This window comes from Kineobactrum sediminis (assembly GCF_002868715.1).
Classification (GTDB): Bacteria; Pseudomonadota; Gammaproteobacteria; order Pseudomonadales; family Halieaceae; genus Kineobactrum; species Kineobactrum sediminis.
On the sequence record NZ_PKLZ01000003.1, the window covers coordinates 13,195 to 40,060 of the forward strand.

Sequence of the window (26,866 nt, forward strand, 5' to 3'; positions counted from 1 at the left end):
ATTGAACGCACAAACCGCTCTGCAAACGCATTGCAATTGGGCGCCCGCGCTGGGCATCGAACAGGTTTGACGCCCTCTCGATTCAGATCCACTCTGAAATCAGTCGTGTATTTTTTATCACGGTCCATGATGAGATATCGACTGCTTAAAAGAAATCCGTCACCCACGTTTGTCAGGTCGCGAGCCACCTGGAGCAATAATGTGACCAAGATTAGCGAGAGCACCCTGGATTCGGTCATAGCCCCAAGAGGCGTTCTCCCGCGCCATGCGTAATACCAAATCGACAATCTCTTGCGCGATGCGGGGCCGACCTGGTCCTTTCCTGGCATAGGTCCACTTCTTGGCTATCAGCTTAAGGTGCCAGGCAAGCAGCGTACCGGGGGTCACAAGCGTCTCGAGCTCATCAAGTAACCGACGGCCAAGGACTTTCGCCTTCACGGCCAGTCTCATTCGTTGTTCGTCGGTGAACTGAAGCCGTTGTCCTTCGAGTTGCTCTTTGAGAACGCGATTCTCCTCGATGAGATACTCGATGACCGCCTGTTGGTGGCGGTTAAGCCAAACGGCCAGGCTGACTACGAGAACATGAAAAGGTTGTAGGGCGTTTGTCATTGCGCGAATAGATTATCCGTATGATATTGTTTGATAACAATATCATACGGAGCGTTCGAATATTTGCACCATACGGGCAGTGAGTTGGAGGGTGAGTTTGCAAAACTGCATAAAAATATATCTTAAGTATATTTTTTTAGAATAAATGAACTTTTGCATTGACGCGGTTTGATTAAAGTAATAAAAATAAACCATGAGTGTACAAAAAGACGCAAAGTTGAACCAATTGACCCGCCAGATCCCGGAAGGGGTCGCTGTTCCCAGCACCTGGCTGACGGCAAACGGTTATTCGCCCCAGCTGGTTCAAAAGTATGTGCAGAGCGGCTGGCTGATACGCCTGGGCGGACGTGTTTACTCCCGCCCGGGTCACCCGGTTACCTGGGAAGGCGTCATCCTTGGATTGCAAAGGCTTGGGGGATTTCAACTGCACCTGGGCGGTGTAAGCGCGCTGAATCGGCAGGGGCTTGCGCATTACCTCTCGCTCGGCGGCGATGCCGCCGTCCACGTCTGGGGGCAGGGCAGGGCGCCTGGCTGGGTGGAGCAGGTGCCGGTGGATGTGCGCTGGCATTTTCACCGGAGGAAGCTATTCGAAGGCGACGCGGAGGTAGGTTGGGTGCAGTTGCCGACGCAGGTGCGCGATTGGACAATGCAGGGCTCGGCACCCGAGCGCGCGATCCTCGAAGTGCTGAGTCAGATGGACGAAACACCTACTTCCTTTACATTTGCTGCCGAGCTGTTCGAGGGATTGACCTCACTGCGGCCCGCTGTGGTGAACACCCTTTTGCAGTCTTGTCTCCACAATGAAGCGAAGCGCCTGTTCCTGTTCTTTGCCACTCGCTATGACTATCCGTGGCTGAAGCGCGTTGATGTTGACGCGGTAGACCTGGGTCGGGGCAAGCGCATGGTGACCCGCGGCGGAAAACTGGACAAGCGCTACCAGATAACGGTGCCAGAGGCTTTTCATGCTGGATAGGAGCAATCCCTACTTCCGTCAGGTGGAGCTTGTGGTGCGCGTGTTACCGCTGGTTGCCTCCGAACCTTGCTTTGCGCTGAAAGGCGGCACGGCAATCAATCTCTTTATCTGTGATTTCCCGCGCCTGTCCGTGGATATCGATCTCACCTACTTGCCGCTGGACGATCGCGATGATGCGCTCAGGGCGATTGATGAGGGCCTTAGCCGGCTTGCGGACAAGATCCGTCGGGTGATCCACGGTGCGAAGGTAACGGCTGCTGCGGGCGAGGCTGGTCGAGTCCAGCGGCTGCAGATCGCTGCGGGCGGTGTCAGCATCAAGGTGGAAGTCTCGCCGGTGCTCCGCGGCAGCATAATGCCAGCCGTACAAATGGCTATTAGCGATCCTGTGGCGGACCAGTTCGGGTATGTCGAAACACAGGTGCTCGCTGCGGATGAGGTGTACGCCGGTAAACTGGTCGCTGCGCTCGACCGGCAGCACCCTCGGGATCTATTTGACGTGATGCAGCGTTTGGCAGGCGGAGGAATAACGCCAGCGCTGATGGCTTGCTTCCTGGTGTACCTGGTGAGCAGCAACCGGCCGATAGCCGAGTTGCTGGACCCCAATCCGCTTCCACTGCAACCGGTGTTCGATCAACAGTTCAAGGGGATGACGCTGCGAGAGGTTAGCGTGGAGGAGCTGAAGCAAACGCGAGTCCGCATGATTTGGTCGATCAGCCAGCAATTAACGGACAGCCAAAAAGCGTTTCTGCTGTCCTTTAAGTCGGGCGACCCGCAGTGGAATTTGCTGGAGCACGCCATCGCGAGTGATCTGCCCGCCGTACAGTGGAAACTCCGCAATATCAGAAAGATGAGCCCGGCTCGGCTAGCGCAGGCACTGTCCAGGTTGGAAGAGGTGTTGTCCCGGTAGGTAGGCATGCCCAAGTCACTAGCGAGCGCAGCGGGTAGTGACGTGGGCGCAGTCCAACGCCCCTACCGGTAGCCACAGCGCGCTTTAGCCGGGGAAACCAACCCGGGAGAAGCCCGAATTGTCTTAAACGCACTCAATTCGTGCCTCGGCAGGCCGCATCGCAGGTGGTGCCACTGGCACCATAAACCTCCTCAGGGCGCGACGGGTTAAAAACCCCGCCATGAGTTGACCGGGTTTGTTGTGACAGCCGCATTATCGGTTGTTCTATAGTACCCCCAGCAACCGAATTTACCCGTGGCCACTACGGAAAAGTGGCAAGGAGACCCCACCTTGCATTCGCAGACGGGGTAGGCAGATTTCGGTGGTTTTGGAATCTGCCGAACGCGTCAGCCAGGGCCTCCCACGACGCAGCGGTCAGTAATGACCGGGTCCATCTTTAAACCACCACGGTGCCTTATAGCCTGGGTGGCGCTCCTTGCAATCCGTCCCGCTCTTCCGGGGATCTGTTCCAACACCGCTGTTGATGGCACGGGGCTACTGTCCTCGCCCATTTACTGCTTCTTGAACCACGCAAACACGCTGGCGGTCAGCGCGTTCTGCCTAATTTAACCAGGAGGTAATTCCACCCAGCCTCAGGCTGGATGACCGTTGGTTTGCACGGGCCAGTTTTCTGCGAAAACACACCGTGCTGTCTAGGGCCAGACACATTCAGGTCAACCGGGATTGGTGTCCCGTGATCGTTCCGCCCAGCGGGCCTGCGCAGCTTTTGTTGCCAGGTGATCAGAAACACTCACCTATGGATATAGCACTATGCGCGACCTGAACTACCAACTGAAAATGTTATGCAGGCATAGCCACGAGGGCAGCTTTGAAACCCGGGTAGGCCGGGAACGGCAACTGACGGCCATAGCCAACCAGTTACACGAGCTGGGCTTCCGGCAGCTGCAGGCCACCTCCCTGAAGCAGAAGCACGTCAAGACCCTGGTGGATCACTGGCAGGGGCAAAACCTATCCCCCGGCACCATCAAGAACCGCATGAGCTGTTTACGTTGGTGGGCGGAGAAGGTTAACAAGCGGGCCGTGGTGGCTGGTTCGAATGACTTTTATGGCATACCCGACCGGCAGTTTGTGTCCGATAGCAGCAAGGCCAAGGGCCTGGCTCGCGAGCAGCTCGACCAGGTCAAGGATGAACATGTGAGGATGAGCCTCCGGTTGCAGAGGGCCTTCGGCCTACGTAGGGAGGAAGCACTCAAGATCCGGCCCCGCTGGGCGGATAGCGGGGACCACCTGCACCTGAAAGCCAGCTGGACCAAGGGCGGCCGGGAACGCACCGTCCCCATCCGTACCAGGGAGCAGCGCATCCTGCTGGAACAGGCCAAGCGCCTGGCCGGGGTGGGCGCACTGATTCCCAGGGGGCGCACCTATATCGAGCAGCTGAGGATCTACGAGCGCCACACGGCTAATGCTGGCCTGTCGAAAATGCACGGTCTGCGCCACGCCTATGCCCAGCAGCGCTACCTGGAACTCACCGGCTGGCCGTCACCCCACGGTGGCGGACCCAATAAAAAGGATCTGACCCCGGCGCAGCAGGAGGCGGATCTACAGGCGCGTCTGGCGATCAGCAGGGAGCTGGGGCATGTCAGAGAGCAGATCACTGCTGTCTATTTGGGGCGCTGAGATGATCTCGATTCTGCCTCGATTTATACGTCTGCGCGATGCCCCGGCTTATCTGGGGATGGATAAGAACCGATTCAGCCGGGAAGTCCGTAGCTGCCTGACGGAAATTCCCATCGGTAGGCAGGGCATTGCGTTTGACCGGCTTGAAATGGACGCCTGGGCGGAGCAGTATAAGAACCGCTGTGGGTGTTCGCCAAAGCATAGAGGAGAACTCTTATGTCAAAGCGAATCCCGGGCCTCTACAAGAGAGGCACCCAGGGCATCTGGCACATTGACAAATGCGTCAGGGGATATGGCCGACTTCGCGAGAGCACTGGCGCAAGCGAGCTCGAGGAGGCGGAAAGGTTCCTGATACGACGGTTGGAAGAGCTGCGCAAGGCGACTGTCTACGGCATTCGTATAGAGCGTACTTTTCGGCAGACGGCCACCAGGTTTCTGCTGGATTACCAGCATAAACGCAGTATAGGCCGCTATGCCCAGTCTCTGAAAATTCTGGACCCGCACATAGGCGATCTGCCTTTGCGGCAGGTGCATCAGGGCACGCTGGAGCCGTTTATACGGCATCGTCGTAAACAGGGTATGCGAGCCAACACCATCAACCGCGATCTGGCGGTGGTGCGGCGCATTCTGCCTCTGGCCGCCCGCCTGTGGCGGGACGAGTCCGGATTGACCTGGCTTGAAACCGCCCCCCTGCTGCAAATGCTTGAGTGTGACGATGCCCGCAAGCCATATCCCCTGTCGTGGGACGAGCAATTGAGGCTGTTTGCGCGATTGCCGGGTCACTTGAGGGAAATGGCGTTATTCAAGGTCAACACCGGAACGCGGGAGCAGGAAGTGGTGGGTTTGCGGTGGGAGTGGGAGATACCGATTCCTGAGCTGAAAACCAGTGTGTTTGTGGTCCCGGGTGGCGGCGTGAAGAATGGGGAGGATCGACTGGTGGTGATGAATGCCGAAGCACGGGCGGTGATCAATCGCCAGCGCGGCAGGAACCCGGCGCATGTGTTTACCTATGCCAAGGGCAGACCGGTGGATCGCATCAACACCAAAGCCTGGCGCAGGGCGCGGGAAGAAGCCGGTTTGCCGCAAGTGCGGGTCCATGATTTGAAGCATACCTTCGGTCGCCGGTTGCGGGCCAAGGGCGTGAGTCATGAAACCCGGCAGGTGCTCCTGGGGCACAAGAACGGCCAGATCACGACGCACTATTCCGCCGCTGAAATCGGGGAACTGATCGATGCGGTGGAAAAGGTGAGCTGGTCCGGTACCTCGGCACCGACCCTGACCTTGATTAACGATGAAAACTCCCGCAAATCTCCCGCAATCGGGAGGAGGGAGAATCTCAGAGCGATTTGAGATTTTTTAAGTTTTTGATTTAAAAAGGAAAAAGTGGTAGCTACGGGTGGACTTGAACCACCGACCCCAGCATTATGAATGCTGTGCTCTAACCAGCTGAGCTACGTAGCCACAAAGGCAGTAGGGCCTGAGCCCTGAGAAGGCGCGCATTTTCCCCATTTTGCCAAGGCAAGTCAAGCGCCGCCGGGGCATTATCGATGGCCTCAGGGCAGGGGTTGCTGTTGGGTGATGCAGTGGATGTTGCCGCCGCCAAAGAGGATTTCCCGCCCCGGCAGCATCACCACTTCACGTTCTGGGAACAGTTCGCGCAGCAGCGCCAGCGCCTCCTCATCCGCGGGGTCGTCGAAGCCCGGCATAATCACGGCCCCATTGATAACCAGGAAGTTCACGTAGGAAGCGGCCAGGCGAATATAGGGCAGCCGGGGCTGGGCGCCGGGCACCCGGTCCACGCCATCGCAGGCCTCCTCGGAGGCGTGGATGGGTTCCGGGATGGGTATCTTGTGCACCCGTAAGCGGCGGCCCCGGGCATCAATACTGTTCTCCAGCACCGCCAGGGCTTCGCTGCAACGGCTGTAGTTGGGGTCTTCCGGGTCATCAGTCCAGCACAGCAACACTTCCCCGGGGCGCACAAAACAGCAGAAATTGTCGATATGGCCGTTGGTTTCGTCACTGTACATGCCGTGGGGCAACCAGATGATCGTGCTCACGCCCAGGTAGTCGCGCAGGTAGGTCTCGATGTCGGCCTGGCTCAGGTGCGGATTGCGATTGGTGTTGAGCAGGCACTCGGCGGTAGTGAGCAGGGTGCCCTCGCCATCCACGTGGATTGAGCCGCCCTCGAGCACGAAATCCGGGGTTGGGTAGCGCTTTACCCGCTCCAGCTGGGCGACTTTGCGCGCCACCTGGTTGTCCAGGTCCCAGGGGAAATACAGGCCGTCATCCAGCCCGCCCCAGGCGTTGAACTCCCAGTCCACCGCGGCGATGTCACCGCCGCCATTGACCACAAAGGTGGGGCCAACGTCGCGCATCCAGGCGTCGTTGTTGGACATCTCCACTACGCGCACAGCCGGCTCGTCGACGAACTGCTCGCTGGCATTGACGAACTGGCCGGTGGAGACACCCACGGTGACGGCTTCAAAGCGGGCGATCGCCCTGGCCACGGCAATAAAGGCGGCCTGGGCCGGCTTGCCACCCATGCGCCAGCTGTCCGGCCGCTCGGGCCATAACATCCACACCTGGCTTTGGGGCGCCCATTCCGCCGGCATGTAGAAGCCGTCTGCACGGGGCGTACTTGTGTTTGCCATTAGCTGTGTTCGCCGTCCAGGGTGTTGATGGGGCCGTACAGGGGAGGGCGCCGGTCGCGGAACACGCCCCAGGCGCTGCGTACTTTTTCTACCTCATCCAGGTCGAATTCATGTACCAACACGGTTTCGCTGCTTCCGTCGGCTTCTTCCACCTTGGCCCCGAAGGGGTCTGCAATAAAGGAGCCGCCATAGAAGGTGATATCGCTGCTGTCCTGCACTTCGCGACCGATACGGTTGCTGGCGATCAAAGGAGTCAGGTTGGCGCCGGCATGGCCCTGTTGCACCCGCTGCCAGTGGTCCCGGGAGTGGATGGTGGGATCGTGGGGCTCGCTGCCGATGGCGGTGGGGTAAAACAGCAGCTCTGCCCCAAGCAGGGCCATGCTGCGGGCACTTTCGGGGAACCACTGGTCCCAGCAGATGCCCACGCCGATCCGGGCATAGCGCGTATCCCACACCTTGAAGCCGGTGTCACCGGGATTGAAGTAGAATTTCTCGTGGTAGCCGGGGCCGTCCGGGATGTGGCTCTTGCGGTAGTTGCCGAGCACGCTGCCGTCGGCGTCGATGATAGCCACTGAATTGAAGCGCGCCCGCCCGGCAAGCTCAAAGTAACTGATCGGCAGCACCACCTGTAGCTCCCGCGCAATGTTCTGAAAGTGGGCAATAGCCGGATGCCTCGCCATGGGTGCTGCCAGCAGCAGGTAGTCTTCATCGGGCGTCTGGCAGAAATAGGGGGTCTCGAACAGTTCCTGCAGCAGTATCACCTGCGCGCCGCGGCTGTGGGCGTTGCGTACCAGCTGCTCAGCCCGGGCGATATTGGCCTTGCGATCCCAACTGCAGGCCATTTGGGTAGCGGCTACGGTAACGGTGCGGGGCATGATGGCGACTCTCTGTGTCAGCTGTTGGGGTGAAAATTTATCATATAAAAGAGGAGGGAGCCGGGCTAATTTACGCTAGGCCCAATGAACCGGGGACGAGCACCGGCCAGGAAGCCAGTGTCGAGACTGGCCGCACCCCGCTCGGCCATTGCCGGAGGGCGTGGGGCAATTCGCTCATCCGTCCTGCAACATGCCGCGCAGGCCCCGGCTCAGGCTGGCGACCTGTTCGTGGCCCGCTTCCTGCAGCATCGACACCGCCAGCGCCGAACGCCGGCCGGAGCGACAAAGGGCGACCACCGGCTTATCGCGGGGTACTTCAGAAAGTCGCTCGCGCAGCTCGCCCAAGGGGATATGCACATCCACCAGGGCCTGGGCCAGCGGATAGTCGCGCACTTCTTCGGGCAGGCGCACATCGAGCACGGTAACGCTGTCCAGGTGCTGCTCCAGCCATTCCTCGTCGATCTCCGGTATGCCCGCATAGGTCAGGCGGATGTCTCCCCAGCGCGGCCTGGGGGGCAGTTCTTCCTGCTCCGGTGCGCCACTGCGCAGATTGGCCGGTACCGCCTCGTCGATCAGCTTGGGATGCGGTAGTTTCATGGCGTGCATGTACTCGACGAAATCGGTTTCATTGGCGCCGGCACCGACTCGCGCGTTAAATTGCTTCTCCTCGCCAATGGAGCTTACGTTACGACCCTGGTAGTCGTGTGCCGGATAGACCACGCAACTGTCCGGGAGGCTGAACAGGCGACGGCTGATGGACTCATAGAGGCGTTGGGCGCTACCCTCCTGGAAGTCACTGCGACCACAGCCGCGGATCATCAGCGTATCGCCGGTGAACACCATGCCCTGGTCGGCGGTGATATAGCTCATGCACCCGTTGGTATGTCCGGCCGTGGCGATGGCGCGCAGCGCCACACCCTGGACACCGAAAATCTGTTCATCATCCAGCGGCAGGGTGACGTGTTCGGCACCGATGACCCGGGCCGAGGCGATATCACAGCCGGTTTCCCGACGCAGCAGCCACGCCGCGGTCACATGGTCGGCATGGGCGTGGGTATCCACCGCCAGGCGAAGCGTCAGGCCCAGTTCCTCGATCAGCGCCAGGTCGCGCTGCATCTGCACAAACACCGGGTCGATCAACAGGGCTTCGCCGCTCTGTTCGTCGGCCAGCAGGTAGGTGTAGGTGGAGGAGGTACTGTCGAACAGTTGCCGAAAAATCATTGCTGAACTCCCTGGTCGGCAGTCGCGGCCTGACACTACAGCGACGCACTTTGATCGTGTGTCTTTCCAAGCTAGATTGAACAACGCCTGTCGTCAATCACAGCCGGTATCGTTAGCCGCGATCTGTCACTGTGCGTCAGACATTAAAGCGGAAATGAATGACATCGCCATCCTGCACAATGTAGTCCTTGCCTTCCAGGCGCCAGCGGCCGGCATCCTTGGCGCCCTGTTCGCCCTTGAAGGTGATGAAGTCATCGTAGCTGATCACCTCGGCGCGGATAAAGCCCTTCTGGAAGTCGGTATGGATCACCGCGGCAGCTTCGGGTGCGGTGGCGCCCACCTTCACGGTCCAGGCACGCACTTCCTTCACCCCGGCGGTGAAGTAAGTCTGCAGGTTCAGCAGCTGGTACCCGGCGCGGATCACCCGGTCCAGCCCCGGTTCCTCCATGCCCAGGTCCTCCAGGAATTCCAGCCGCTCGGCATCGTCAAGCTCGACGATTTCCGCTTCCAGCTTGTTGCAGATGGCGACCACGCTGGCGCCCTCGGTAGCCGCGATCTCTCGCACGGTGTCGAGCAGGGCATTGTCTTCAAAGCCCTCTTCATCGACATTGGCAATGTACATGGTGGGTTTGATGGTAAGCAGGTGCAGGCTGTCTACCAGTGCCCATTCACTGTCATCCAGGGTGTTCGCCAGGGAGCGCACCGGCAGCGCCTCATTCAGGTGCGGCAGCAGTTTGTCCTCCAGCAGTGCCTTCAGGGCAATGGCTTCCTTGTCGCCGCCCTTGGCGTTGCGGGTAACGCGCTGCAGTTGTTTCTCGCAGCTTTCGAGGTCCGCCAGCGCCAGTTCGGTATTGATGATCTCGATATCCGAGCGCGGGTCGACCTTGTTAGCCACATGGATGACGTTGTCGTCATTGAAGCAGCGCACCACATGCGCAATGGCATCGGTTTCGCGGATGTTGGCCAGGAACTGGTTGCCCAGGCCCTCACCCTTTGACGCGCCCGCCACCAGGCCGGCAATATCGACAAATTCCATGGTAGTGGACACTTCGCGCTCGGGTTTGACGATTTCGGCAATCCGGTGCTGGCGCGGGTCCGGTACCGGCACAATACCGGCGTTGGGCTCAATGGTGCAGAAGGGGAAATTTTCCGCACCGATGCCGGCCTTGGTCAGCGCATTGAACAGAGTCGATTTGCCGACGTTGGGCAGGCCGACAATTCCGCATTTAAAACCCATGTTTGATTCCTGTAATGGCGTGCCCGTGCCGGGTATCAGGCGGCACTGAAGCTGTGTAGTTGTGTCATTGCCTTGGTATCGTCCCCGGCCAGCAGCAGGGGCAGGGCGGCGATTGCCGCATCAATACTGGCGTCTATCTGTTCCCGCTCCGGCGCCGTGGGTTTGCCCAGCACATAGCCGGTAACCCTCGAGGCGTGACCCGGGTGGCCTATGCCGATGCGCAGGCGGGCAAATTCCCGGCTGTTGCCAAGGCATGAGACAATATCCCGCAGCCCGTTGTGGCCACCGTGGCCGCCGCCGCGCTTGAAGCGTGCAGTGCCGGGAGGCAGGTCCAGCTCGTCGTGGGCCACCAGAATCTGTTCCGGGGCAACTTTGAAGAACCCGGACATGGCCGCTACGGCCTGGCCGCTGCGGTTCATGAAGGTGGTGGGAATGAGCAGACGAAGGTCGTGGCCGCCGGGCTGGATGCGGGCGGTCAAACCGGAAAAACGGGATTCCGCCTGCAGGGTGGCACCGTGCTGGCGAGCGAGTTCTATAACAAAATCGGCACCCGCGTTGTGACGGGTTCCCCGGTAGTCGCTGCCCGGGTTACCCAATCCAACAATCAATGAGAGGGAGGTTGTCAACGCGAGTGCCAGTTAGCAGCGAGGGTTTACTCCTCGCCGCTTTCAGATTTCCCGGCTTCGGCAGCAGCAGACTCGGCCTCAGCAGCCTCGGCTTCTTCTTCGTCTTCAATATCACCGCCCCTGGGGGCAATAACCGAAGCGATAGCCAGGTCGTGATCTTCACCCAGGCTCAGGGCAACGGAACTGACGCCCTTGGGCAGGGTGACATCGGACAAGTGCAGGATGTCGCCGGTTTCCAGGTTGGCCATATCCACCGGGATGAACTCGGGAATATCGTTCGGCAGGCACAGCACTTCGATGTCATTTTCCTGGTGCTGGATGATACCGCCCTGGAGCTTGACGCCCTTGCAGGTATCTTCATTCAGGAAGTGAATCGGCACGTGGACCTTGATGGCCACTTTGTCGTCAACCCGCAGGAAATCGGCGTGCATGACGCTGTTCCTGGCCGGGTGACGCTGCAGGTCCTTGAGAATCGCCTTCTCCATGCTGCCGGCGACATTGATGGCCAGAACATGTGAGTAGAACGCTTCGCTCTCCAGAGCCTTTTCCAGGTCCTTGCGGATGATGGACAGGGGCTGTGGATCCTTGCTGCCACCGTAAATGATGGCGGGGACCTGGTCGGCGAGACGACGCAGGCGGCGGCTCGCACCTTTCCCCATGTCTTCTCGTATTTCTGCGTAAATTTCAAATTGGTCAGACATTGTCCGGACTCCATTGATGACACTGCCGGCCCGCGACCGGCGCGGCGGTGTGCGATTAAGCGCTGCCCCTACTGGAACAGCGCGCTGATTGATTCCTCATTGGAAACCCGGCGTATCGATTCAGCCAGCAGATCCGAAATGGTCAGCTGGCGGATTTTCTCTACACCCATGGCTTCCTTGCTCAGGGGAATCGTGTCTGTGACTACCAGCTCGTCGAGCTGGGAGCTGCGTATATTGTCCAGGGCGCGACCCGACAGCACCGCGTGGGTACAGTAGGCCAGTACCCGCTTGGCACCGCGCTCCTTGAGCGCATCCGCCGCCTTGCACAGGGTGCCGGCGGTGTCGACCATGTCGTCCACCAGCAGGCAGGTACGGCCTTCAACCTCACCGATCAGGTTCATCACCTGGGCTTCGTTGGCTTGTGGCCGGCGCTTGTCGATAATCGCCAGGTCCGCATCATCAAGCTGCTTGGCAATAGCCCGGGCGCGAACCACGCCGCCGATGTCCGGTGACACCACGATGAGGTTATCGTAGTTGCACGCCAGGATATCCGCATTCAGTACCGGCGACCCGTAGACGTTGTCTACCGGGCAGCCGAAAAAGCCCTGGATCTGCTCGGCGTGCAGGTCTACCGTGAGCACCCGGTCGACGCCGACCGAAACCATCATGTCGGCGACCACCTTGGCGGTGATTGGCACCCGTGCAGAGCGCACCCGGCGATCCTGGCGGGCATAGCCGAAATAGGGCAATACTGCGGTGATACGCGCAGCAGATGCCCGTCGCAGGGCATCGATCATCACCAGCAATTCCATCAGGTTGTCGTTGGTGGGCGCACAGGTGGGCTGGACGACAAAGACATCCTTGCCGCGAACATTCTCGTTCAGTTCGACGGCCACTTCACCATCACTGAATTTGCCCACACTGGCTTTACCCAGGGACGAATAGAGGCGATTGGCGATTTTCTGGGCCAGCTCCGGATTGGCGTTACCGGTAAAGACCATCAGCTTGGAGGACACGGCGCTTCTCTCCCGAGGGTGGGTCGGCTGGCTAATCCGGGAGCAGCGCAGCTGACCCTGCTCCCGGGGACTCTCAATATGGCTGGGGTGGCAGGATTCGAACCTGCGAATGCCGGGATCAAAACCCGGTGCCTTGCCACTTGGCGACACCCCAATAGTTCTGTGTCTGGTGCTTCAGGCCAGGGCCGTCAGCGTGGGTGAAACATTCACCCCTCTGGCAATGAAGCGTTGCCACGCTTCCGGTACGTCCGCCGCTATTTTGCTTGCCTCAGCTTCTGTGTTGAAGGCCGCAAAAATACAGGCGCCGGTGCCGGTCAAGCGGGCCGGGGCATACTGCCCGAGCCACTGTAATGCTGCACCGACCTCAGGATAACGCCTGACCACAACTGCTTCACAATCGTTGTGCGAGGTACCCTGAAAAACGGCGGCCATTGTGATCGGCGGGGTGTCTCGTGTCAATTGACTGTCACAAAATATTTCCCCGGTATGCACCTGGCAAGCCGGTTTTATGACCAGATACCAGCGTGTTGGCAGGTCTACCGGCGCCAGTTGCTCGCCGATGCCCTCGGCCCAGGCGCTGTGGCCGCCCACGAATACGGGCACATCGGCACCCAGGGTCGTGCCCAGGGACTGCAATTGAAGTTGGCTAAGGCCCAGTTGCCACAGGTGATTCAGTGCCAGCAGGGTAGTCGCTGCATTGGAGCTGCCCCCACCAAGTCCACCACCGATGGGAATGCGTTTGTGACAGTGGATATTGGCGCCGAGCCCGTCCCGTTGCAGCAGCCGGGCTGCGCGCAGGATCAGGTTGTCGCCATCGGGCAGGGGCCTGCCGGCCATATCCAGGTGCAGCTCGCCGCTGGTGTTCGCAGTGAAGCTCATGCTGTCACCCCAGTCGAGCAGCTGGAACAGGGTCTGCAGCGTGTGGTAACCATCGCTGCGGCGACCGGTGATGTGCAGGAACAGGTTGAGCTTGGCCGGGGCAATCAGCTGCAGGGTTGGCGACATCAGCCCACTCCCGGCTGCCAACGTTGGATGACGACCCGGACGCGGGTTTCCCGTCGCTCGATGCTGAGCCGGGTGGGTAATATATGAGTACCAAACTGGCCATAACGATCATAATGAACCAGCCAGCCGTCCTGTTGCAGCTCGTAGAGCAGGTTGTCGCGGAGAGTCAACCCGGTGGCCGGGCTGTGTGGTGCAGGGATGCCCTTGAGCCAGTAGGGTAGTGCCTGTAGCGGCAGATCCCAGCCGGTTTGTGCCTGCAGGGTTTCGGGGCCGCTGATGTCAAATCGTTCGACCGCGCCATCGTGCTGCACCCGTAGCTGGCTGCCGTCACTGCGGATCTCCGTCGCCTGCAGGCCCAGCGGGCCGCTGAGTTGCAACACCGTCTGCCGGCCGCGCTGCTGCCAGGCGAGATTCGCGGTCTCTGCCTGGTCGTCCCGGCGCAGGGCCAGCTTGCCGTCGGCATCCCAGTTCTGCAGCGCCGCCATGTCGGCACTGTGCTGTTGCCAGGCCTGTCCCGCCGACTCCACCACCGGTCTTCCGGCGCAGGCGCCAAGGCCCAGCAGCAGGCACAATATCCCCACCCTCAGCATTACGGGGTCAGGTCTCGAATTGTAACATCGAGCCTGCGCAGGGTTTCCAGCAACACCGGATGCTCGGGGTCGCGCTGTAAGCCTTCCCGCCAGACGCTGTAGGCCTCCTGCCCCTTGTCCAGCGACCACAGCACTTCTCCCAGGTGAGCTGCCACCTCTGGATCGGGCATCGACTTATAGGCTCTTTGCAGATACGCGAGGGCTTGTTCAGCGGCGCCGCGCTTGAACAATACCCAGCCCATGCTGTCGAGAATGGCGGGCTCATCGGGTGCATATTCCAGTGCGCGGCTGATAAGCTGGTAAGCTTCCTCGTAGCGCTCGGTGCGATTGCCCAGGCTGTAGCCGAGCGCATTGAGGGCGGTGGCATTATCGGGTTCGCGCGCCAGGATCCCGCGCAGGTCGGATTCCATGAGCGCCAGTTGATCCTGCTGTTCGGCGAGCATCGAGCGACTGTAGCGCAGGGCAACGGAATCGGGTAGCTCGGCCAGCGCGCGGTTGAGCACCTCCATACTGGCTTCCGCCAGTCCCGCCTGGTTCAACACTTCCGATTCAAGCGTATAAAGCTGTTCCCGAAGTTCCGGGTACTTCAGGCGCTGGCCTGCAAAGAAGTCCGCAACCGCGAGCGGGCCTTCCTCCAGCAATAACAATCTGCCAACACGGCCGCGAGCGCTGAAGAATTCCCGGCTGTCGGGGTCTTCCACCTGGCTGTAAGCGGCGATGGCCTCCATGCGGCGGCCCTGGTTTTCGGCAAGGCGGCCCAGGTAGTAATGTGCTTCGTCGGTGCGGTGCTCGAGCTTCAGCATTTGCTGCAGGTAGGCCGCTGCAGCCAGGGTGTCACCGGTTTCCTGGTTGATCAGGGCAAGGGACAGCAGCAGGTCGCCATCGCGGGGCGATTGTGCCGAGAGAATCTCGAATTGTCGCCGTGCCGCATCGATATCCGAGCGGGTAAGCAGGCGCGCATAGTGCAGGCGCAGCGTGGTGTTGTCGGGCTGGGTCGCAAGCGCCTCTTCGATGCGCTGGAACGGGTCGGGTTCGTCGGCCTCAAGGCGGAGTTTGGCATCCAGTATCAATCCCTGAATATGCCAGGGCTCCAGTGCGAACAGCTGCGTGAGTACCTGCCGCTGCGCTTGCTTTTGTCCCAGCTCGTCAAGGATGAGCGCCTGGGCCAGCAGCAGTTCGATATCACCGGGCAGCTCGCTGGCAATCGCGCTGACCTTGTCCCGCAGAGCCAGCTGGCGCTCTCGTGGTAGCTGGCGAAAACCACCCAGTAATGCGGTGAAATTGGCCTTCAGGCCCTGGCGTGCCACCGTTGCCAGGTGTTCGATAGCCTCCAGTGGTCGTAACTGGCGGATCAGCAATGTCGCCAGGGTTGCATTGGCCTCGGGGTGTTCGGGCTCCAGCTCCACCCAGAGCCGGACCGCTTCCAGCGCCTCCGGCTCGCGCTGGAGAAATTGCGCCAGGTGAGTCAGGTGAGCACTGATACCCGGGTCGCGCAATACCGCGGCCTGTTCGAGGTAGGTGTCCAGTGCCCGGTCATGATCGCCTCTGCGCAGGGCGAACTCAGCCAGCAGCAGCGGATAGACACTGTCTTCGGGGAATGCCCGCTCCGATGGTGATTCGGGTGCCGACTCGGGCGCCGATGCATCCGCGGTGACAGTCTCGGCAGCCGTTGCCACGTTTGTTTCTGCGTCTGTTTCTGCGATAGGGCGCGCCGGCTCCCCGGGTGCAGTGCCCGAGACACAGCCTGCCAGCGCAACGGCCAGTGCGCTCGGCAGCAAAAATCGGAGTAGGGTCAGGGCAGGCATAGGATTCCAGCACAAATCGGGTTAATGATGACACAATCAGGATAGCAAACCCAACTGTCCAGACTGCGGCCGGCGCAAGAGGTTCCGCGCGGGCTACGCTGCGATACCTGTCTTTTGCTCGCCAAGTTGGTAGAATCCGCGGATAAGTTTACCGGATGTGGTAAGGTTCGCCGCTTTGCGTACCCGTCACCACGGGAGCGGGCCAGTTACACCATGAACCTCATTGCTTTGGGCATCAACCACAATTCCGCTGCGGTGGAAGTGCGAGAGCGCGTCGCCTTTGCTCCCGAGCAGGTAGGCGAGGCGCTTGCGAATGCGTGCGAGCAGATGGACCTGGAAGAAGTGGTGATCCTGTCTACCTGCAACCGCACCGAGATCTACACTATTGTTCCCGACAATTGCCCACTTGCGGGCAAGGCCCGGCAACTCATTGAGTGGATGGCCAGCTACCATCACCTGTCAGTGAGTGAGCTGCGGGTGGCGGCCTATCATTTCGAGGCGGGTGAGGCCCTGCAGCACATTGTCAAGGTCGCCAGCGGGCTGGATTCCATGGTGCTGGGCGAGCCCCAGATCCTGGGGCAGCTGAAGTCCGCCTATGCGGTGGCAGTGGCGGCAGGCACCCTGGGCGGCGACCTCGATCGCCTGTTCCAGCGGGTATTCTCCATTGCAAAGAAAGTGCGCACCGACACTGCGATCGGTGAAAACCCGGTATCCGTTGCCTATGCCGCGGTGGATCTGGCAGGGCATATTTTCTCTGACCTGAGTCGTTGCAGCGCCCTGCTGGTAGGGGCTGGCGAGACTATTGAGCTGGTGGCCAGGCATTTGCTGGAGGCTGGCGTCAAGCGTATTGTGATCGCCAATCGCACCCTGGGCAGGGCGCGGGAGCTGGCGCAGAAATTTGGTGCCGAAGCCGTTTTACTGGCGGAAATACCGGGCCAACTGCTGCATTCGGATATTGTGATCACCTCTACTGCCAGCCAGTTGCCGATTCTCGGCAAGGGAGCGGTGGAAGACGCCATCAAGGCGCGCAAGCATCGGCCCATCCTGATGGTCGACATTGCGGTGCCCCGGGACATCGAGTCCCAGGTGGGTGATCTCGCGGATATCTACCTCTACACCGTGGATGACCTGCGCGACATCGTCGAGCAGAACCTGCGCAGTCGCCAGAGTGAGGCCCGCAAGGCCGACCTGCTCATCGAGGAAAGTGTCAGTCTCTACCTCGAGGAACTGCGCAGCCTGGCTGCGGTCGATTCGGTGCGCCAGTACAGGGATATGGCCGAGGCGGTGCGCGAGCAGGAAGTACAGCGTGCCCTGCGAGCGCTGGCCCGGGGCGAAGACCCCCAGCGGATCGTCGCCCAGCTGGCCCGAAGCATCACCAACAAGCTGATCCATGCACCGACAACGGGACTCAAGAATGCCAGTGCCGAGGGCCGCCAGGACCTGCTTGCCGGGGCCCGTGCATTGCTCGGCCTGGAGCCGCCCCCTTGCGGCACCAGGCCGGATGACTCCGGCGCAACTGCGCCGGAACAAGAACCGCTTACCGATTCCGCTTCCCCAGGGCGCACCTTGCAATGAAAGCATCACTACTGACCAAGCTGGATACGCTGACCGAGCGCCACCAGGAAGTCTCGGCTCTGCTCGGTGACGCCGAAACCATCGCTGACCAGGCCCGATTTCGCGACCTGTCGCGGGAATACGCCGAGCTCGAGTCGGTGGTGCAGTGCTATGCGCAGTACACGCAGATACAATCCGATCTCGAGGATGCCCGGCAGATGCTGGACGAATCCGACCCCGAAATGGTTGCCATGGCCGAGGAGGAGATCGGCAGTGCCGGCGAACAGCTGGAAACCCTGGAGGCCGAGCTGCAAACACTGTTGCTGCCCCGTGACCCCCACGATTCCAACAACGTGTTCCTGGAAATTCGCGCCGGTACCGGAGGTGACGAAGCCGCAATATTCTCCGGTGACCTGTTCCGGATGTACTCCCGTTACGCCGAGCGCATGGGCTGGAAGATCGAGGTGCTGTCCGAGCGCCCGGGAGAGCACGGCGGCTACAAGGAACTGATCACCCTGGTGGAGGGTCGCGACGTCTACGCTCATCTCAAGTTCGAGTCGGGTGCCCATCGGGTGCAGCGGGTGCCGGAAACCGAGTCCCAGGGGCGTATTCATACCTCGGCTTGCACGGTAGCGGTGATGCCCGAGCCGGACGAGGTGGACGCGGTGGAGATCAACAAGGCGGATTTGCGCGTGGACACCTATCGGGCCTCGGGCGCCGGTGGCCAGCATGTGAACAAGACCGATTCGGCGGTGCGCCTCACCCATATACCCAGCGGTATTGTGGTCGAGTGCCAGGACGAGCGCTCGCAGCACAAAAACCGTGCCCGCGCCATGTCCCTGCTGCAGGCCAAGCTGATGACCACCGCCGAGGATAAACAGGCCGCGGAGCAGGCCGAGCAGCGCCGCAACCTGGTGGGGACGGGCGACCGCTCCGACCGCATTCGCACCTATAATTTCCCCCAGGGACGGGTGACCGATCACCGTATCAATCTCACCCTGTATAAACTGGATGAAGTAATGCAGGGCGACCTGGGAGTGATCATCGGCCCGTTGCGCCAGGAATACCAGGCCGACCAGTTGGCGGCCCTGGCCGGGCACTGATGGCGACCGTCGCCGAGTGGTTGCGCGCCGGTGATGACTTGCCCGGTGACAGTCCCCGCCGCGACAGCGAGATTCTGCTGTCCCACGTATTGGGCAAGTCGCGCACCTGGCTTTATACCTGGCCGGAATCCCCCGTAGACACGGCGCACGCCACAGTCCTGGCCCGTCTGCTGCAGCAGCGTCGCGACGGGGTGCCGGTGGCTTATCTCACTGGCCAGCGTGAATTCTGGTCGCTGCCTTTGCAGGTCAATAAGGCGACCCTGATTCCCCGTCCGGAGACTGAAACCCTGGTTGAGTGGGCACTGGAGTTGGTATTGCCCGCCGCCGCGGCAGTGCTTGACCTGGGTACTGGCAGCGGCGCCATTGCGCTGGCTCTGGCCTCCGAACGCGCCGACTGGGAGGTCGTCGCGGTGGATGCGAGCGCCGATGCCCTGGCCATTGCCCGGGCCAACGGCGAGCAATTGTGCCCAGGACGGGTGCGATTTGTGCAATCCGACTGGTTCAGTGCACTCCCGGGCAACAGCTGGGACCTGATTGTCAGCAACCCGCCCTATGTGGAATCCGATAGCCCCTACCTGGAACGCGGTGACCTGCGCTTTGAGCCCCGCGGTGCGCTGGTGTCCGGCGCCTCCGGCCTGGAAGACATCACCCGGCTGGCGGCGGCTGCACCGCACCATCTGCGGCCCGGCGGCTGGGTGCTACTGGAGCATGGCCATCGGCAGGGCGCCGCGGTGCGCGGCCTGCTGCAAGCCGCGGACCTGGAGCAGGTGATCACCCGCTGCGACCTCGCGGGTCACGAGCGTATTACCGGGGCTCGCCGTGCTGACTGACGCTGATCTCGCCCGCTACAGTAGGCAGCTGTTATTGCCCGGCTTTGATGTCGCCGGCCAGGAGGCGCTGCAGGCAGCCACTGTGCTGGTGGTGGGGCTTGGTGGCCTGGGCAGCCCGGCGGCCCTGTACCTGGCCGCCGCGGGTGTTGGGCGCCTGGTGCTGGCAGATGGCGATATTCTGGAAAGCAGTAACCTGCAGCGTCAGATTGTGCACTCCGAAGCCCGCTTGGGAAGCCATAAAGCCGACTCGGCGGCGGCGATGTTGAAAGCGTTGAACAGTACAGTGCAAATTGAGGCCATTCCACGGCACCTGGTGGCGGAGACCTTGCCGGCACTGGTCACTCGCTGTGACCTGGTGCTGGACGCCAGCGATAATTTTGCGACCCGTTTCGCCCTGAACCGGGCCTGTATTGCCGCGGCAGTGCCGCTGGTTTCCGCTGCGGCAATTCGCCTGGAAGGCCAGTTGGCGGTCTTTGACAGCGCCCGCGGGGGGCCGTGTTACCGATGCCTGTATCCCGAGGGCGGTGACGACAGTAGCCTGAGCTGCAGTGACAGCGGCGTGCTGGGACCGGTGGTCGGCGTACTGGGGAGTTTGCAGGCCCTGGAGGCCATCAAATACCTGACCGGTATCGCCGAGCCAATGCATAGTGGCCTGCTGGTACTGGACCTCGCCACCCTGGATATCCGTCGCCTGGCCCTGGCGCGACGTCCGGATTGCCCGGACTGCACTGGTTGAAGGCCGAGGCGATCACCGGCAGGCAGGGCCGGCAAACTTTTTGCCCACCCTGTGGTCCTATTACAGTGCTCTTAAAAGGACTTGGACATGAACCGCCTGGCAACCTGCTACTACACACTTACCGATAGCCTGAGGGTAAGGTTGCGCTACTTCGACTGGCTGGCGCCGCTGGCGCTGCGGTTGTATCTGGTGCCGGTTTTCTGGATCGCGGGAACCCGCAAGATTGCCGGTATGGACAGTACCATCGAGTGGTTTGGCAGCGCCGACTGGGGTCTGGGATTGCCATTCCCGGCGCTGTTTGCCTATCTTGCCGCTTATACCGAAGCCATTGGTGCGCTGCTGCTGTTGCTGGGCCTGGCCACGCGTTGGGCCACGTTGCCGCTGCTGGTGACCATGGCGGTAGCCGCCTGTAAAGTACACTGGGCCAATGGCTGGGCGGCGATCGCCGACTCAAGCTCTCCGGAAGTCGCGCAACGTCTGGGCACCGCCCGGGAAATCCTGCGCGAACACGGTAACTACAGCTGGCTGACCGAGCACGGTAACCTGGTGGTGCTGAATAATGGCATTGAGTTTGCTGCCACCTATTTTGTGATGCTGCTGGCATTGCTGGTCCTGGGTGGCGGACGTTACGTGAGCGCCGATTACTACCTGTCGCGGCTGTATCCGCGGGGAAACATTTCCCGGCCATAAATGCTAGACTGGCGGCGTTTTTTTCAGACTTCAAGCAGGAACTGACCTTGATCAAGAGCCCTATCGGCCATAGTGACAACAGTGCGGTGAGCACTAGCACCGCTATTGGAGCCGCAGACAACAGCCACAGCAGTGAACCCATGAATGGCAAGCCGGCCCCGCGCAATGATCGGGGCAAGGGCAAGTCGCGCCAGCGGTCACGTCCTGGCGCTACCAACACGGCCTGGAGTATTGATGACTTCCAGGTTCCGGAAATGGCCGGTAAAACCCGTTTCCACGATTTGGGGTTGCGCGATGAATTAATGCGCGCCATTGCGGATATCGGCTTTGAGTATTGCTCGCCCATTCAGGCCGCCATTCTGCCGCAGACACTGCAGGGCAACGACGCCATCGGCAAGGCCCAGACCGGCACGGGCAAAACAGCGGCCTTCCTGATTACCCTGTTTAATGACCTGCTTTGCCACCCGGTGGAGGGCGAACGATTCCTGGGCGAGCCCCGGGGCCTGGTGATCGCCCCCACTCGCGAGCTGGTTATGCAGATCGCCCAGGATGCAGAGGACCTGGCCAAATATTCGGGCCTCAAGGTGGTGACCCTGATCGGCGGCATGGATTACCAGAAGCAGCTGAACCGGCTGACCAGCGAAATTGTCGATTTGGTAGTGGCTACGCCAGGCCGACTGATCGACTTTATGGGACGACGGGATGTGTTCCTCGACCGGGTGGAAATACTGGTGCTGGACGAGGCCGATCGCATGCTGGATATGGGCTTTATCCCCCAGGTCAAACGCATTGTTCGCGCTACCTCACGGCGCGAGGACCGCCAGACCCTGCTGTTTTCAGCCACCTTCACCCAGGACATCATCAACCTGTCCGAGCAGTGGACCTACGAGCCCATTACGGTGGATATAGAGCCCGAGCATGTGGCGACCGATTCGGTTGAGCAGAAAGTCTACCTGGTCAGCAGTGAGCAGCGCTACAAGTTGCTGGTGAATCTGGTGCGCAGCCCGGAAGCAGACAGCGTGATCGTATTTGCCAACCGCCGCGACCAGGTGCGGCGCCTGCACGAGCGCCTGCGTCGGGCGGGGGTGTCCTGCGGAATACTGTCCGGGGAAATCCCCCAGGCCAAGCGCTCCAGCACGCTGGCACAGTTCAAGCAGGGTGATATCAAGGTGTTGGTGGCCACCGATGTGGCCGGTCGCGGCATTCATGTCGATGGGGTGACCCACGTGGTGAATTACAATCTGCCGGAAGATCCCGAGGACTACGTGCACCGGATTGGTCGCACGGGCCGCGCCGGGGCTACCGGCATTTCAATCAGCTTCGCCAGTGAGGACGACGCGTTTCTGCTGCCGGATATCGAGGCGCTGCTGGGTACGCGGCTGGAGTGCACCCATCCGCCGGAGTCGCTACTGCTGTAGCTCTTCGCACCAGAGCAGGGTGGCGCCGACCACCGCGGCCGGTACCACGAAAAAGTTGAGCACGGGAACCCCGGCACAGAGGGCGACCAGGCCGCCAAAGCCCATACTGCTGAGCCGATGACGCTGGGCCGCTGCCCTGACATCGGCAAAGCGCAGCTGGTGATTGTCCATAGGATAGTCGATGAACTGCAGGCTCATCATCCAGGCCCCGAGTAGCAGCCACAGCAGCGGTGACGCCACATTGATGCCGGGGATAACGCTCAGCACCAGAACCAGGATGGCCATCGGTACGTAGTACCACAGCTTGTGCAGTTCTCGCAGCAGGCCCTGGGGTAGCGCCAGTAAGGCCGCGGTGAAGCCACCCAACCCGGCAACCGGTTTGCCGGTGACCAGCTCCTCGGCTTTCTCGGCGAGTAAATTGTTGAAGGGGGAGGCGATCAACAGCGCCAGCGCAGTAAACAGGTAGCCTGCGAGCAGGCCGAACACGATGATCAGCACCGGCCACACCAGCCATTCTAGAAAACCGAGCCAGGCAGGGATACTGTCCATCCAGCCGGAAATGGTGCGGTCGACAAAGTTGATGGTAAGGCCCAGCAGCGACGCAAAAATGAGGATGTTGACCAGCAGTGGTACGATAACGAACAGTCGCAGGGATGGGTGCCCGAGCAGGCTGGCGCCACGCAGAAGACAGTGGGCGCCGCGAAAAACGTTGCCTTTCATGGGCATGGATGCCCCCTCGTGAGTGTGAACTGAAGCCCGGTGGGCGCAATTGCTATAGTAACGCAGGAGAGTCAGGTAGTAAGCTCATGGCCGATAACGAAGACAAGTTATTCCATCAGGAAATGTCCGATGTGGTGCCCTTGCAGCGCGAGCGCCGGGTGCCGCTGGCGCCCGGCGGCGACCAGCGCGACAGCTCCCTGCAGCGGCGCCGCGAGGCGGCGGTGGCAGAGGAGGGGATGGACACCAATATCCTGACCGACCGGGAGGTGGCGCCGCTGGATCCCTGGTTTGTGCTGGAATTCAAGCGCGACGGGGTGCAGAACGGCGTCTATCGCAAGCTTCGACAAGGACGTTACGAACAGGAGGCGCGGCTGGACATGCACCGCATGACCATGCGAGTGGCGCGCCGGGAACTGTTCGAGTTCATCAGCCAGTGTTTTGAGCTGGGGCTGCGCAGCGTGCTGGTGGTTCACGGCAAGGGCGAACGCAAACCCGAACGTGAGCGCAGTGCGGTACTCAAGGGCTACGTGGACCACTGGCTGCGGGAGCTGCCTGTGGTGCAGGCCTTTCACAGTGCGCAGCCGCGCCAGGGAGGGACCGGCGCGGTGTACATTCTACTGCGCAAGAGCGAGCAGCAGAAGCAGAAGAACCGGGAGCGACTCACCCGGGGCCGGCCGGCACCGGATTCGCCCTAGCCCGCTTCGGCGCCGGCCTGGCGCAGGATTTCCGCATACTCATTGCCGTGGCGATGCTCCTCAACAATATCCAGTACGCTGCGTCCGTCCTTGCCGGTGGCATTGAGGTTGCGCCCGTCGTTGAGGAAGAACTGCACAAACAATTCGAAGTCCGCGGCGCGCATGCTCTGGTAGGCTTTCAGCAGCATGTGGAAATCGGTGTCGCTGCCGTCGTGGGCACGCACCTGCAGGAAGCTGCGGATGTGGTCCTCGGTCCAGACTTCGTCAATGACCTTCTCTTTGTCTTTCTTCATGGGCTTGTATTCCGTGTGCTTATGACAGTTTGCGGGCGAGTAATTCATTGACCATCTGCGGGTTGGCCTGTCCTTTGGACACTTTCATCACCTGGCCGACAAAAAAGCCCAGCAACTTCTTACGCTTTGCTTCATCTGCCGCCAGGTACTGGGCAAGCTGCTCAGGATTGGCGCTGATCACTTCATCGACCATGGTTTCCAGGGCGCCGCTGTCGCTGACCTGCTGCAACCCGCGCGCCTCGATAATACGATCGGCATCACCCTCGCCGGCCCACATGGCTTCGAAGACCTGCTTGGCGATCTTGCCGGAGATGCTGTTATCAAGGATGCGCCGGATCAGTCCCGCCAGGGCGGGGGCGCTCACCGGACTGTCCGCCAGTGCCAGCTCACTGCGATTGAGCTGGCCCAGCAGCTCCCCCTGCACCCAGTTGGCGGCAATCTTGGGGTCACCGCAATCACTGACCACGGCTTCGTAATAGTCGGCCAGAGCCCGATTGGCGGACAATACGGTGGCATCGTAGTGGCTTAGCCCGTAGATATCCACGAAGCGCTGGCGTCGTTCGCGAGGCAGTTCCGGCAGTGTCGCGCGGATACTGTCAACGAAGGCCTCATCAATAATAACCGGCAGCAGGTCGGGCTCGGGGAAGTAGCGGTAGTCATTGGCGACTTCCTTACTGCGCATGGCGCGGGTTTCATCCCGATCCGCGTCGTACAGGCGGGTTTCCTGTATCACCCTGCCGCCGTTTTCGAGAATATCCGCCTGCCGCTCAATTTCGTGGTGTATGGCCTTTTCCACAAAGCGGAATGAGTTGACGTTCTTGATTTCGGTGCGGGTCCCCAGTTCCTGGCTACCCGCAGGACGCAGTGACAGGTTGACGTCACAGCGCATGGAGCCCTCGGCCATATTACCGTCGGAGATGCCGAGATAGGTGACCAGGCTATGCAGCGTTTTCAGGTAGGCCACCGCCTCTTCGGCGCTGCGCAGGTCGGGGTCGGTGACGATCTCCAGCAGCGGAGTGCCGGCGCGGTTCAAGTCTATGCCGGTCTGGCCGTGAAAATCCTCGTGCAGGGACTTGCCGGCGTCTTCCTCAAGGTGTGCGCGGGTAATGCCAATGTGGCGCACGGTGCCGTCTTCCAGGGTAATTTCAAAACTGCCCCGGCCGACCACCGGTTCCTGGAACTGGCTGATCTGGTACCCCTTGGGCGAATCGGGGTAAAAATAGTTCTTGCGATCAAACACGGAGCGCATGCCGATCTCGGCACCTATCCCCAGGCCGAACATCACCGCGTAGCGTACCGCCTGCTCGTTCAATACCGGCAACATGCCGGGCATGGCCAGGTCCACCGCACAGGCCTGGGTGTTGGGCGCGGCGCCAAAGTGGGTCGATGCGCCGGAGAATATTTTGGAGGCAGTGGCCAGCTGCAGGTGTACTTCCAGGCCGATAACAACATCCCAGCGCATTATTTGGGCCTCTTGATGTCGGGTTGCTGCAAATGCCAGTCGCTGGCCTGTTGCAGCTGGTGCGCAACGTTGAGCAGGCGGGCTTCGTCAAAATGCCCACCAATTAATTGCAGGCCCACCGGCAGGCCATTGCTGAACCCTGCCGGTACCGACATGCCCGGTAGCCCCGCGAGATTTACCGCCAGCGTATACACATCCTCAAGATACATGGACAGTGGGTCACTGGTCTTGGCGCCGAGGGCAAAAGCCGGCCCCGGGGTGGTAGGTCCGGCAATGATATCCACTTCCCGGAAACAGTCGACGAAGTCCTGCCTGATCAGCCGTCGCACCTGCTGCGCCTTTTTATAATAGGCATCGTAGTAGCCGGCCGACAGGGCATAGGTGCCCACCAGGATGCGCCGCTTGACCTCGTCGCCGAAGCCCTCTTCGCGACTGCGGGTATAGAGGTCGTGCAGGTCTGCGGGATTTTCGCAGCGATAGCCGTAGCGCACGCCGTCAAAGCGCGACAGGTTGGTGGAGGCTTCTGCCGGGGCGATGATGTAATAGGTCGGGATGCTGAGCCCGGTATGCGGCAGGCTCACGTCCACCAGGGTTGCACCCTGCTGTTCGAGCAGTGCCAGGGCCGCGTGGATACGTGTGCCGGTGGCGTCATCCAGGCCGCTGCCGAAATATTCCCGGGGCAGGCCGATGCGCAGGCCCGCCAGCGGCCGCTCCAGAGTGGCGGTAAAATCAGGGACCGGCTCCTCCGCCGAGGTGGAATCCAGTGGGTCGACCCCGGCAATGGCGTTGAGTAGCAGTGCGCAGTCCTCGGCGTTGCGCGCCATGGGGCCGGCCTGGTCAAGGCTGGAAGCAAAGGCCACCATGCCCAGTCGCGACACCCGCCCATAGGTGGGCTTGAGTCCGGTGATGCCGCAAAATGCCGCGGGTTGCCTGATCGAGCCGCCGGTATCCGTGCCGGTGGCCATGGGAGCCAGCATGGCGGCTACCGCCGCGGCCGAACCACCGGAGGACCCCCCGGGTACCCGACTGGTGTCCCAGGGGTTCTGGCTGGGCCCATAAAAACTGGTTTCGTTGGAAGAGCCCATGGCGAACTCGTCCATATTGGTCTTGCCCAGCATGACTGTGCCCGCGGTGCGCAGTCGCGCTACTACGGTGGCATCGTAAGGCGGCACGAAATTATCGAGCATCCGCGATCCACAGCTGCTGCGCAGGCCACGGGTGCAGAAAATGTCCTTGTGTGCCAGCGGTATGCCCAGTAGCGGTGCGGTATCGCCCTTTGCCAGGCGCGCGTCGGCGGCGGCAGCGGCTGCCAGGGCGCCGCTTTCGTCAATGGTGACAAAGCTGTTCAGGACGCCATCCAGGGCCTGTATGCGGTCCAGGTAGCTGCGGGTAAGTTCAACACTGGAAAATTGCTTCTCTCGAAGCTGGCGGGCCAGCTCGGCGACTGTTTGTGTATGCATTTAATGTCCTGG

Annotated in this window: 26 protein-coding genes and 2 tRNA genes; 11 read left to right on the top strand and 17 right to left on the bottom strand. The window is 61.0% G+C overall.

The window, feature by feature from the left end; all coding sequences use genetic code 11:
* Positions 1 to 159: 159 nt before the first annotated feature.
* A complete protein-coding gene (locus tag CWI75_RS05350; protein WP_101520476.1) occupies positions 160 to 609 on the bottom strand; it encodes a hypothetical protein in 450 nt (149 codons plus the stop codon).
* Positions 610 to 826: 217 nt separating this feature from the next.
* Between CWI75_RS05350 and CWI75_RS05355 the strand changes: the two genes are divergently transcribed.
* The 4 genes from CWI75_RS05355 to CWI75_RS05370 all read left to right on the top strand — a co-directional run bounded on the left by CWI75_RS05355 (position 827) and on the right by CWI75_RS05370 (position 5,516).
* Positions 827 to 1,582, top strand: a complete 756-nt coding sequence (locus CWI75_RS05355; RefSeq protein ID WP_206604650.1) for a type IV toxin-antitoxin system AbiEi family antitoxin domain-containing protein — start codon at positions 827 to 829, stop codon at positions 1,580 to 1,582.
* Complete coding sequence (locus CWI75_RS05360; protein ID WP_241521088.1) at positions 1,572 to 2,489, top strand: nucleotidyl transferase AbiEii/AbiGii toxin family protein; 918 nt, start codon at positions 1,572 to 1,574, stop codon at positions 2,487 to 2,489. The genes CWI75_RS05355 and CWI75_RS05360 overlap by 11 nt, the downstream gene beginning before the upstream one ends.
* 810 nt (positions 2,490 to 3,299) lie before the next feature.
* Complete coding sequence (locus tag CWI75_RS05365; protein WP_101520478.1) at positions 3,300 to 4,166, top strand: phage integrase N-terminal domain-containing protein; 867 nt, start codon at positions 3,300 to 3,302, stop codon at positions 4,164 to 4,166.
* 216 nt (positions 4,167 to 4,382) lie between these two features.
* Complete coding sequence (locus CWI75_RS05370; RefSeq protein WP_101520479.1) at positions 4,383 to 5,516, top strand: tyrosine-type recombinase/integrase; 1,134 nt, start codon at positions 4,383 to 4,385, stop codon at positions 5,514 to 5,516.
* A gap of 34 nt (positions 5,517 to 5,550) precedes the next feature.
* Here the strand turns inward: CWI75_RS05370 and CWI75_RS05375 are convergent.
* From CWI75_RS05375 to CWI75_RS05430, 12 genes are all read right to left on the bottom strand, one after another.
* Positions 5,551 to 5,627: transfer RNA gene (locus CWI75_RS05375), tRNA-Met, on the bottom strand.
* Between the two features lie 92 nt (positions 5,628 to 5,719).
* Positions 5,720 to 6,817 (bottom strand): agmatine deiminase, encoded by a 1,098-nt coding sequence (gene aguA, locus CWI75_RS05380; protein ID WP_101520480.1) that lies wholly within the window; start codon positions 6,815 to 6,817, stop codon positions 5,720 to 5,722.
* Positions 6,817 to 7,692 (bottom strand): N-carbamoylputrescine amidase, encoded by an 876-nt coding sequence (gene aguB, locus CWI75_RS05385; RefSeq protein ID WP_101520481.1) that lies wholly within the window; start codon positions 7,690 to 7,692, stop codon positions 6,817 to 6,819. Before aguB ends, aguA begins: the two co-directional genes overlap by 1 nt.
* A gap of 174 nt (positions 7,693 to 7,866) precedes the next feature.
* Positions 7,867 to 8,913, bottom strand: coding sequence for an MBL fold metallo-hydrolase (locus tag CWI75_RS05390; protein ID WP_101520482.1), 1,047 nt, complete (start codon positions 8,911 to 8,913; stop codon positions 7,867 to 7,869).
* Positions 8,914 to 9,049: 136 nt separating this feature from the next.
* The gene (gene ychF, locus CWI75_RS05395) at positions 9,050 to 10,150 is read right to left on the bottom strand and encodes a redox-regulated ATPase YchF (RefSeq protein WP_101520483.1); all 1,101 of its coding nucleotides are present in this window, start codon (positions 10,148 to 10,150) and stop codon (positions 9,050 to 9,052) included.
* A gap of 35 nt (positions 10,151 to 10,185) precedes the next feature.
* Positions 10,186 to 10,776: an aminoacyl-tRNA hydrolase gene (gene pth / locus CWI75_RS05400; protein WP_101520484.1), complete on the bottom strand. Its 591-nt coding sequence runs from the start codon at positions 10,774 to 10,776 to the stop codon at positions 10,186 to 10,188.
* A gap of 26 nt (positions 10,777 to 10,802) precedes the next feature.
* Positions 10,803 to 11,477, bottom strand: a complete 675-nt coding sequence (locus CWI75_RS05405) for a 50S ribosomal protein L25/general stress protein Ctc (RefSeq protein ID WP_101520485.1) — start codon at positions 11,475 to 11,477, stop codon at positions 10,803 to 10,805.
* A 68-nt stretch (positions 11,478 to 11,545) separates the two neighbouring features.
* The gene (locus CWI75_RS05410; protein WP_101520486.1) at positions 11,546 to 12,493 is read right to left on the bottom strand and encodes a ribose-phosphate pyrophosphokinase; all 948 of its coding nucleotides are present in this window, start codon (positions 12,491 to 12,493) and stop codon (positions 11,546 to 11,548) included.
* Between the two features lie 79 nt (positions 12,494 to 12,572).
* Positions 12,573 to 12,647, bottom strand: a tRNA-Gln gene (locus CWI75_RS05415).
* A 20-nt stretch (positions 12,648 to 12,667) separates the two neighbouring features.
* Positions 12,668 to 13,498 carry a 4-(cytidine 5'-diphospho)-2-C-methyl-D-erythritol kinase gene (gene ispE / locus CWI75_RS05420; protein ID WP_101520487.1) on the bottom strand — a complete coding sequence of 277 codons (831 nt, stop codon included), beginning with the start codon at positions 13,496 to 13,498 and terminating at the stop codon, positions 12,668 to 12,670.
* Positions 13,498 to 14,088, bottom strand: a complete 591-nt coding sequence (gene lolB / locus CWI75_RS05425) for a lipoprotein insertase outer membrane protein LolB (protein ID WP_101520488.1) — start codon at positions 14,086 to 14,088, stop codon at positions 13,498 to 13,500. The genes ispE and lolB overlap by 1 nt, the downstream gene beginning before the upstream one ends.
* The gene (locus CWI75_RS05430; RefSeq protein WP_101520489.1) at positions 14,088 to 15,893 is read right to left on the bottom strand and encodes a tetratricopeptide repeat protein; all 1,806 of its coding nucleotides are present in this window, start codon (positions 15,891 to 15,893) and stop codon (positions 14,088 to 14,090) included. Before CWI75_RS05430 ends, lolB begins: the two co-directional genes overlap by 1 nt.
* Positions 15,894 to 16,106: 213 nt before the next feature.
* On the opposite strand from CWI75_RS05430, the gene hemA reads away from it, so the two are divergent.
* The 6 genes from hemA (at position 16,107) to rhlB (ending at position 22,224) form a co-directional block, all read left to right on the top strand.
* The gene (gene hemA / locus CWI75_RS05435; RefSeq protein ID WP_101520972.1) at positions 16,107 to 17,468 is read left to right on the top strand and encodes a glutamyl-tRNA reductase; all 1,362 of its coding nucleotides are present in this window, start codon (positions 16,107 to 16,109) and stop codon (positions 17,466 to 17,468) included.
* Entirely contained in the window at positions 17,465 to 18,550 is a 1,086-nt protein-coding gene (gene prfA, locus CWI75_RS05440) for a peptide chain release factor 1 (protein ID WP_101520490.1), read from the top strand. Before hemA ends, prfA begins: the two co-directional genes overlap by 4 nt.
* A complete protein-coding gene (prmC, locus tag CWI75_RS05445; protein ID WP_101520491.1) occupies positions 18,550 to 19,380 on the top strand; it encodes a peptide chain release factor N(5)-glutamine methyltransferase in 831 nt (276 codons plus the stop codon). Before prfA ends, prmC begins: the two co-directional genes overlap by 1 nt.
* On the top strand, positions 19,373 to 20,116 hold the full coding sequence (locus tag CWI75_RS05450) for a HesA/MoeB/ThiF family protein (RefSeq protein ID WP_101520973.1): 744 nt from the start codon (positions 19,373 to 19,375) through the stop codon (positions 20,114 to 20,116). The genes prmC and CWI75_RS05450 overlap by 8 nt, the downstream gene beginning before the upstream one ends.
* 87 nt (positions 20,117 to 20,203) lie before the next feature.
* Entirely contained in the window at positions 20,204 to 20,806 is a 603-nt protein-coding gene (locus tag CWI75_RS05455; RefSeq protein ID WP_101520492.1) for an HvfX family Cu-binding RiPP maturation protein, read from the top strand.
* A 254-nt stretch (positions 20,807 to 21,060) separates the two neighbouring features.
* On the top strand, positions 21,061 to 22,224 hold the full coding sequence (gene rhlB / locus CWI75_RS05460; protein WP_277621761.1) for an ATP-dependent RNA helicase RhlB: 1,164 nt from the start codon (positions 21,061 to 21,063) through the stop codon (positions 22,222 to 22,224).
* Here rhlB and cysZ read toward each other — a convergent pair.
* On the bottom strand, positions 22,213 to 22,950 hold the full coding sequence (gene cysZ, locus CWI75_RS05465) for a sulfate transporter CysZ (protein WP_338152691.1): 738 nt from the start codon (positions 22,948 to 22,950) through the stop codon (positions 22,213 to 22,215). The two genes, rhlB and cysZ, sit on opposite strands and share 12 nt — an antisense overlap.
* 80 nt (positions 22,951 to 23,030) lie before the next feature.
* Between cysZ and smrA the strand changes: the two genes are divergently transcribed.
* On the top strand, positions 23,031 to 23,639 hold the full coding sequence (gene smrA / locus CWI75_RS05470) for a DNA endonuclease SmrA (protein WP_101520493.1): 609 nt from the start codon (positions 23,031 to 23,033) through the stop codon (positions 23,637 to 23,639).
* On the opposite strand, the gene CWI75_RS05475 is transcribed toward smrA, so the two are convergent.
* Genes CWI75_RS05475 through gatA form a run of 3 tightly spaced genes read right to left on the bottom strand, consistent with a single transcriptional unit; the run spans position 23,636 to position 26,854 of the window.
* On the bottom strand, positions 23,636 to 23,932 hold the full coding sequence (locus CWI75_RS05475) for a PA4642 family protein (RefSeq protein ID WP_101520494.1): 297 nt from the start codon (positions 23,930 to 23,932) through the stop codon (positions 23,636 to 23,638). The two genes, smrA and CWI75_RS05475, sit on opposite strands and share 4 nt — an antisense overlap.
* Positions 23,933 to 23,951: 19 nt before the next feature.
* Positions 23,952 to 25,394, bottom strand: a complete 1,443-nt coding sequence (gene gatB, locus CWI75_RS05480; RefSeq protein ID WP_101520495.1) for an Asp-tRNA(Asn)/Glu-tRNA(Gln) amidotransferase subunit GatB — start codon at positions 25,392 to 25,394, stop codon at positions 23,952 to 23,954.
* Positions 25,394 to 26,854 (bottom strand): Asp-tRNA(Asn)/Glu-tRNA(Gln) amidotransferase subunit GatA, encoded by a 1,461-nt coding sequence (gene gatA, locus CWI75_RS05485; RefSeq protein ID WP_101520496.1) that lies wholly within the window; start codon positions 26,852 to 26,854, stop codon positions 25,394 to 25,396. Before gatA ends, gatB begins: the two co-directional genes overlap by 1 nt.
* Positions 26,855 to 26,866: the final 12 nt, after the last annotated feature.

Excerpts from the sequence above, each read along its gene's own strand:
- CWI75_RS05370 (WP_101520479.1), top strand. The coding sequence starts at position 4,383 with ATGTCAAAGCGAATCCCGGGCCTCTACAAGAGAGGCACCCAGGGCATC.
- hemA (WP_101520972.1), top strand. The coding sequence starts at position 16,107 with ATGAACCTCATTGCTTTGGGCATCAACCACAATTCCGCTGCGGTGGAA.
- gatA (WP_101520496.1), bottom strand. The coding sequence starts at position 26,854 with ATGCATACACAAACAGTCGCCGAGCTGGCCCGCCAGCTTCGAGAGAAG.
- CWI75_RS05360 (WP_241521088.1), top strand. The coding sequence starts at position 1,572 with ATGCTGGATAGGAGCAATCCCTACTTCCGTCAGGTGGAGCTTGTGGTG.
- prmC (WP_101520491.1), top strand. The coding sequence starts at position 18,550 with ATGGCGACCGTCGCCGAGTGGTTGCGCGCCGGTGATGACTTGCCCGGT.
- prfA (WP_101520490.1), top strand. The coding sequence starts at position 17,465 with ATGAAAGCATCACTACTGACCAAGCTGGATACGCTGACCGAGCGCCAC.
- CWI75_RS05365 (WP_101520478.1), top strand. The coding sequence starts at position 3,300 with ATGCGCGACCTGAACTACCAACTGAAAATGTTATGCAGGCATAGCCAC.
- aguB (WP_101520481.1), bottom strand. The coding sequence starts at position 7,692 with ATGCCCCGCACCGTTACCGTAGCCGCTACCCAAATGGCCTGCAGTTGG.
- aguA (WP_101520480.1), bottom strand. The coding sequence starts at position 6,817 with ATGGCAAACACAAGTACGCCCCGTGCAGACGGCTTCTACATGCCGGCG.
- CWI75_RS05430 (WP_101520489.1), bottom strand. The coding sequence starts at position 15,893 with ATGCCTGCCCTGACCCTACTCCGATTTTTGCTGCCGAGCGCACTGGCC.
- lolB (WP_101520488.1), bottom strand. The coding sequence starts at position 14,088 with ATGCTGAGGGTGGGGATATTGTGCCTGCTGCTGGGCCTTGGCGCCTGC.
- smrA (WP_101520493.1), top strand. The coding sequence starts at position 23,031 with ATGGCCGATAACGAAGACAAGTTATTCCATCAGGAAATGTCCGATGTG.
- gatB (WP_101520495.1), bottom strand. The coding sequence starts at position 25,394 with ATGCGCTGGGATGTTGTTATCGGCCTGGAAGTACACCTGCAGCTGGCC.
- CWI75_RS05390 (WP_101520482.1), bottom strand. The coding sequence starts at position 8,913 with ATGATTTTTCGGCAACTGTTCGACAGTACCTCCTCCACCTACACCTAC.
- CWI75_RS05455 (WP_101520492.1), top strand. The coding sequence starts at position 20,204 with ATGAACCGCCTGGCAACCTGCTACTACACACTTACCGATAGCCTGAGG.
- ispE (WP_101520487.1), bottom strand. The coding sequence starts at position 13,498 with ATGTCGCCAACCCTGCAGCTGATTGCCCCGGCCAAGCTCAACCTGTTC.
- cysZ (WP_338152691.1), bottom strand. The coding sequence starts at position 22,950 with ATGCCCATGAAAGGCAACGTTTTTCGCGGCGCCCACTGTCTTCTGCGT.
- rhlB (WP_277621761.1), top strand. The coding sequence starts at position 21,061 with ATGGCCGGTAAAACCCGTTTCCACGATTTGGGGTTGCGCGATGAATTA.
- CWI75_RS05350 (WP_101520476.1), bottom strand. The coding sequence starts at position 609 with ATGACAAACGCCCTACAACCTTTTCATGTTCTCGTAGTCAGCCTGGCC.
- CWI75_RS05405 (WP_101520485.1), bottom strand. The coding sequence starts at position 11,477 with ATGTCTGACCAATTTGAAATTTACGCAGAAATACGAGAAGACATGGGG.
- ychF (WP_101520483.1), bottom strand. The coding sequence starts at position 10,150 with ATGGGTTTTAAATGCGGAATTGTCGGCCTGCCCAACGTCGGCAAATCG.
- CWI75_RS05475 (WP_101520494.1), bottom strand. The coding sequence starts at position 23,932 with ATGAAGAAAGACAAAGAGAAGGTCATTGACGAAGTCTGGACCGAGGAC.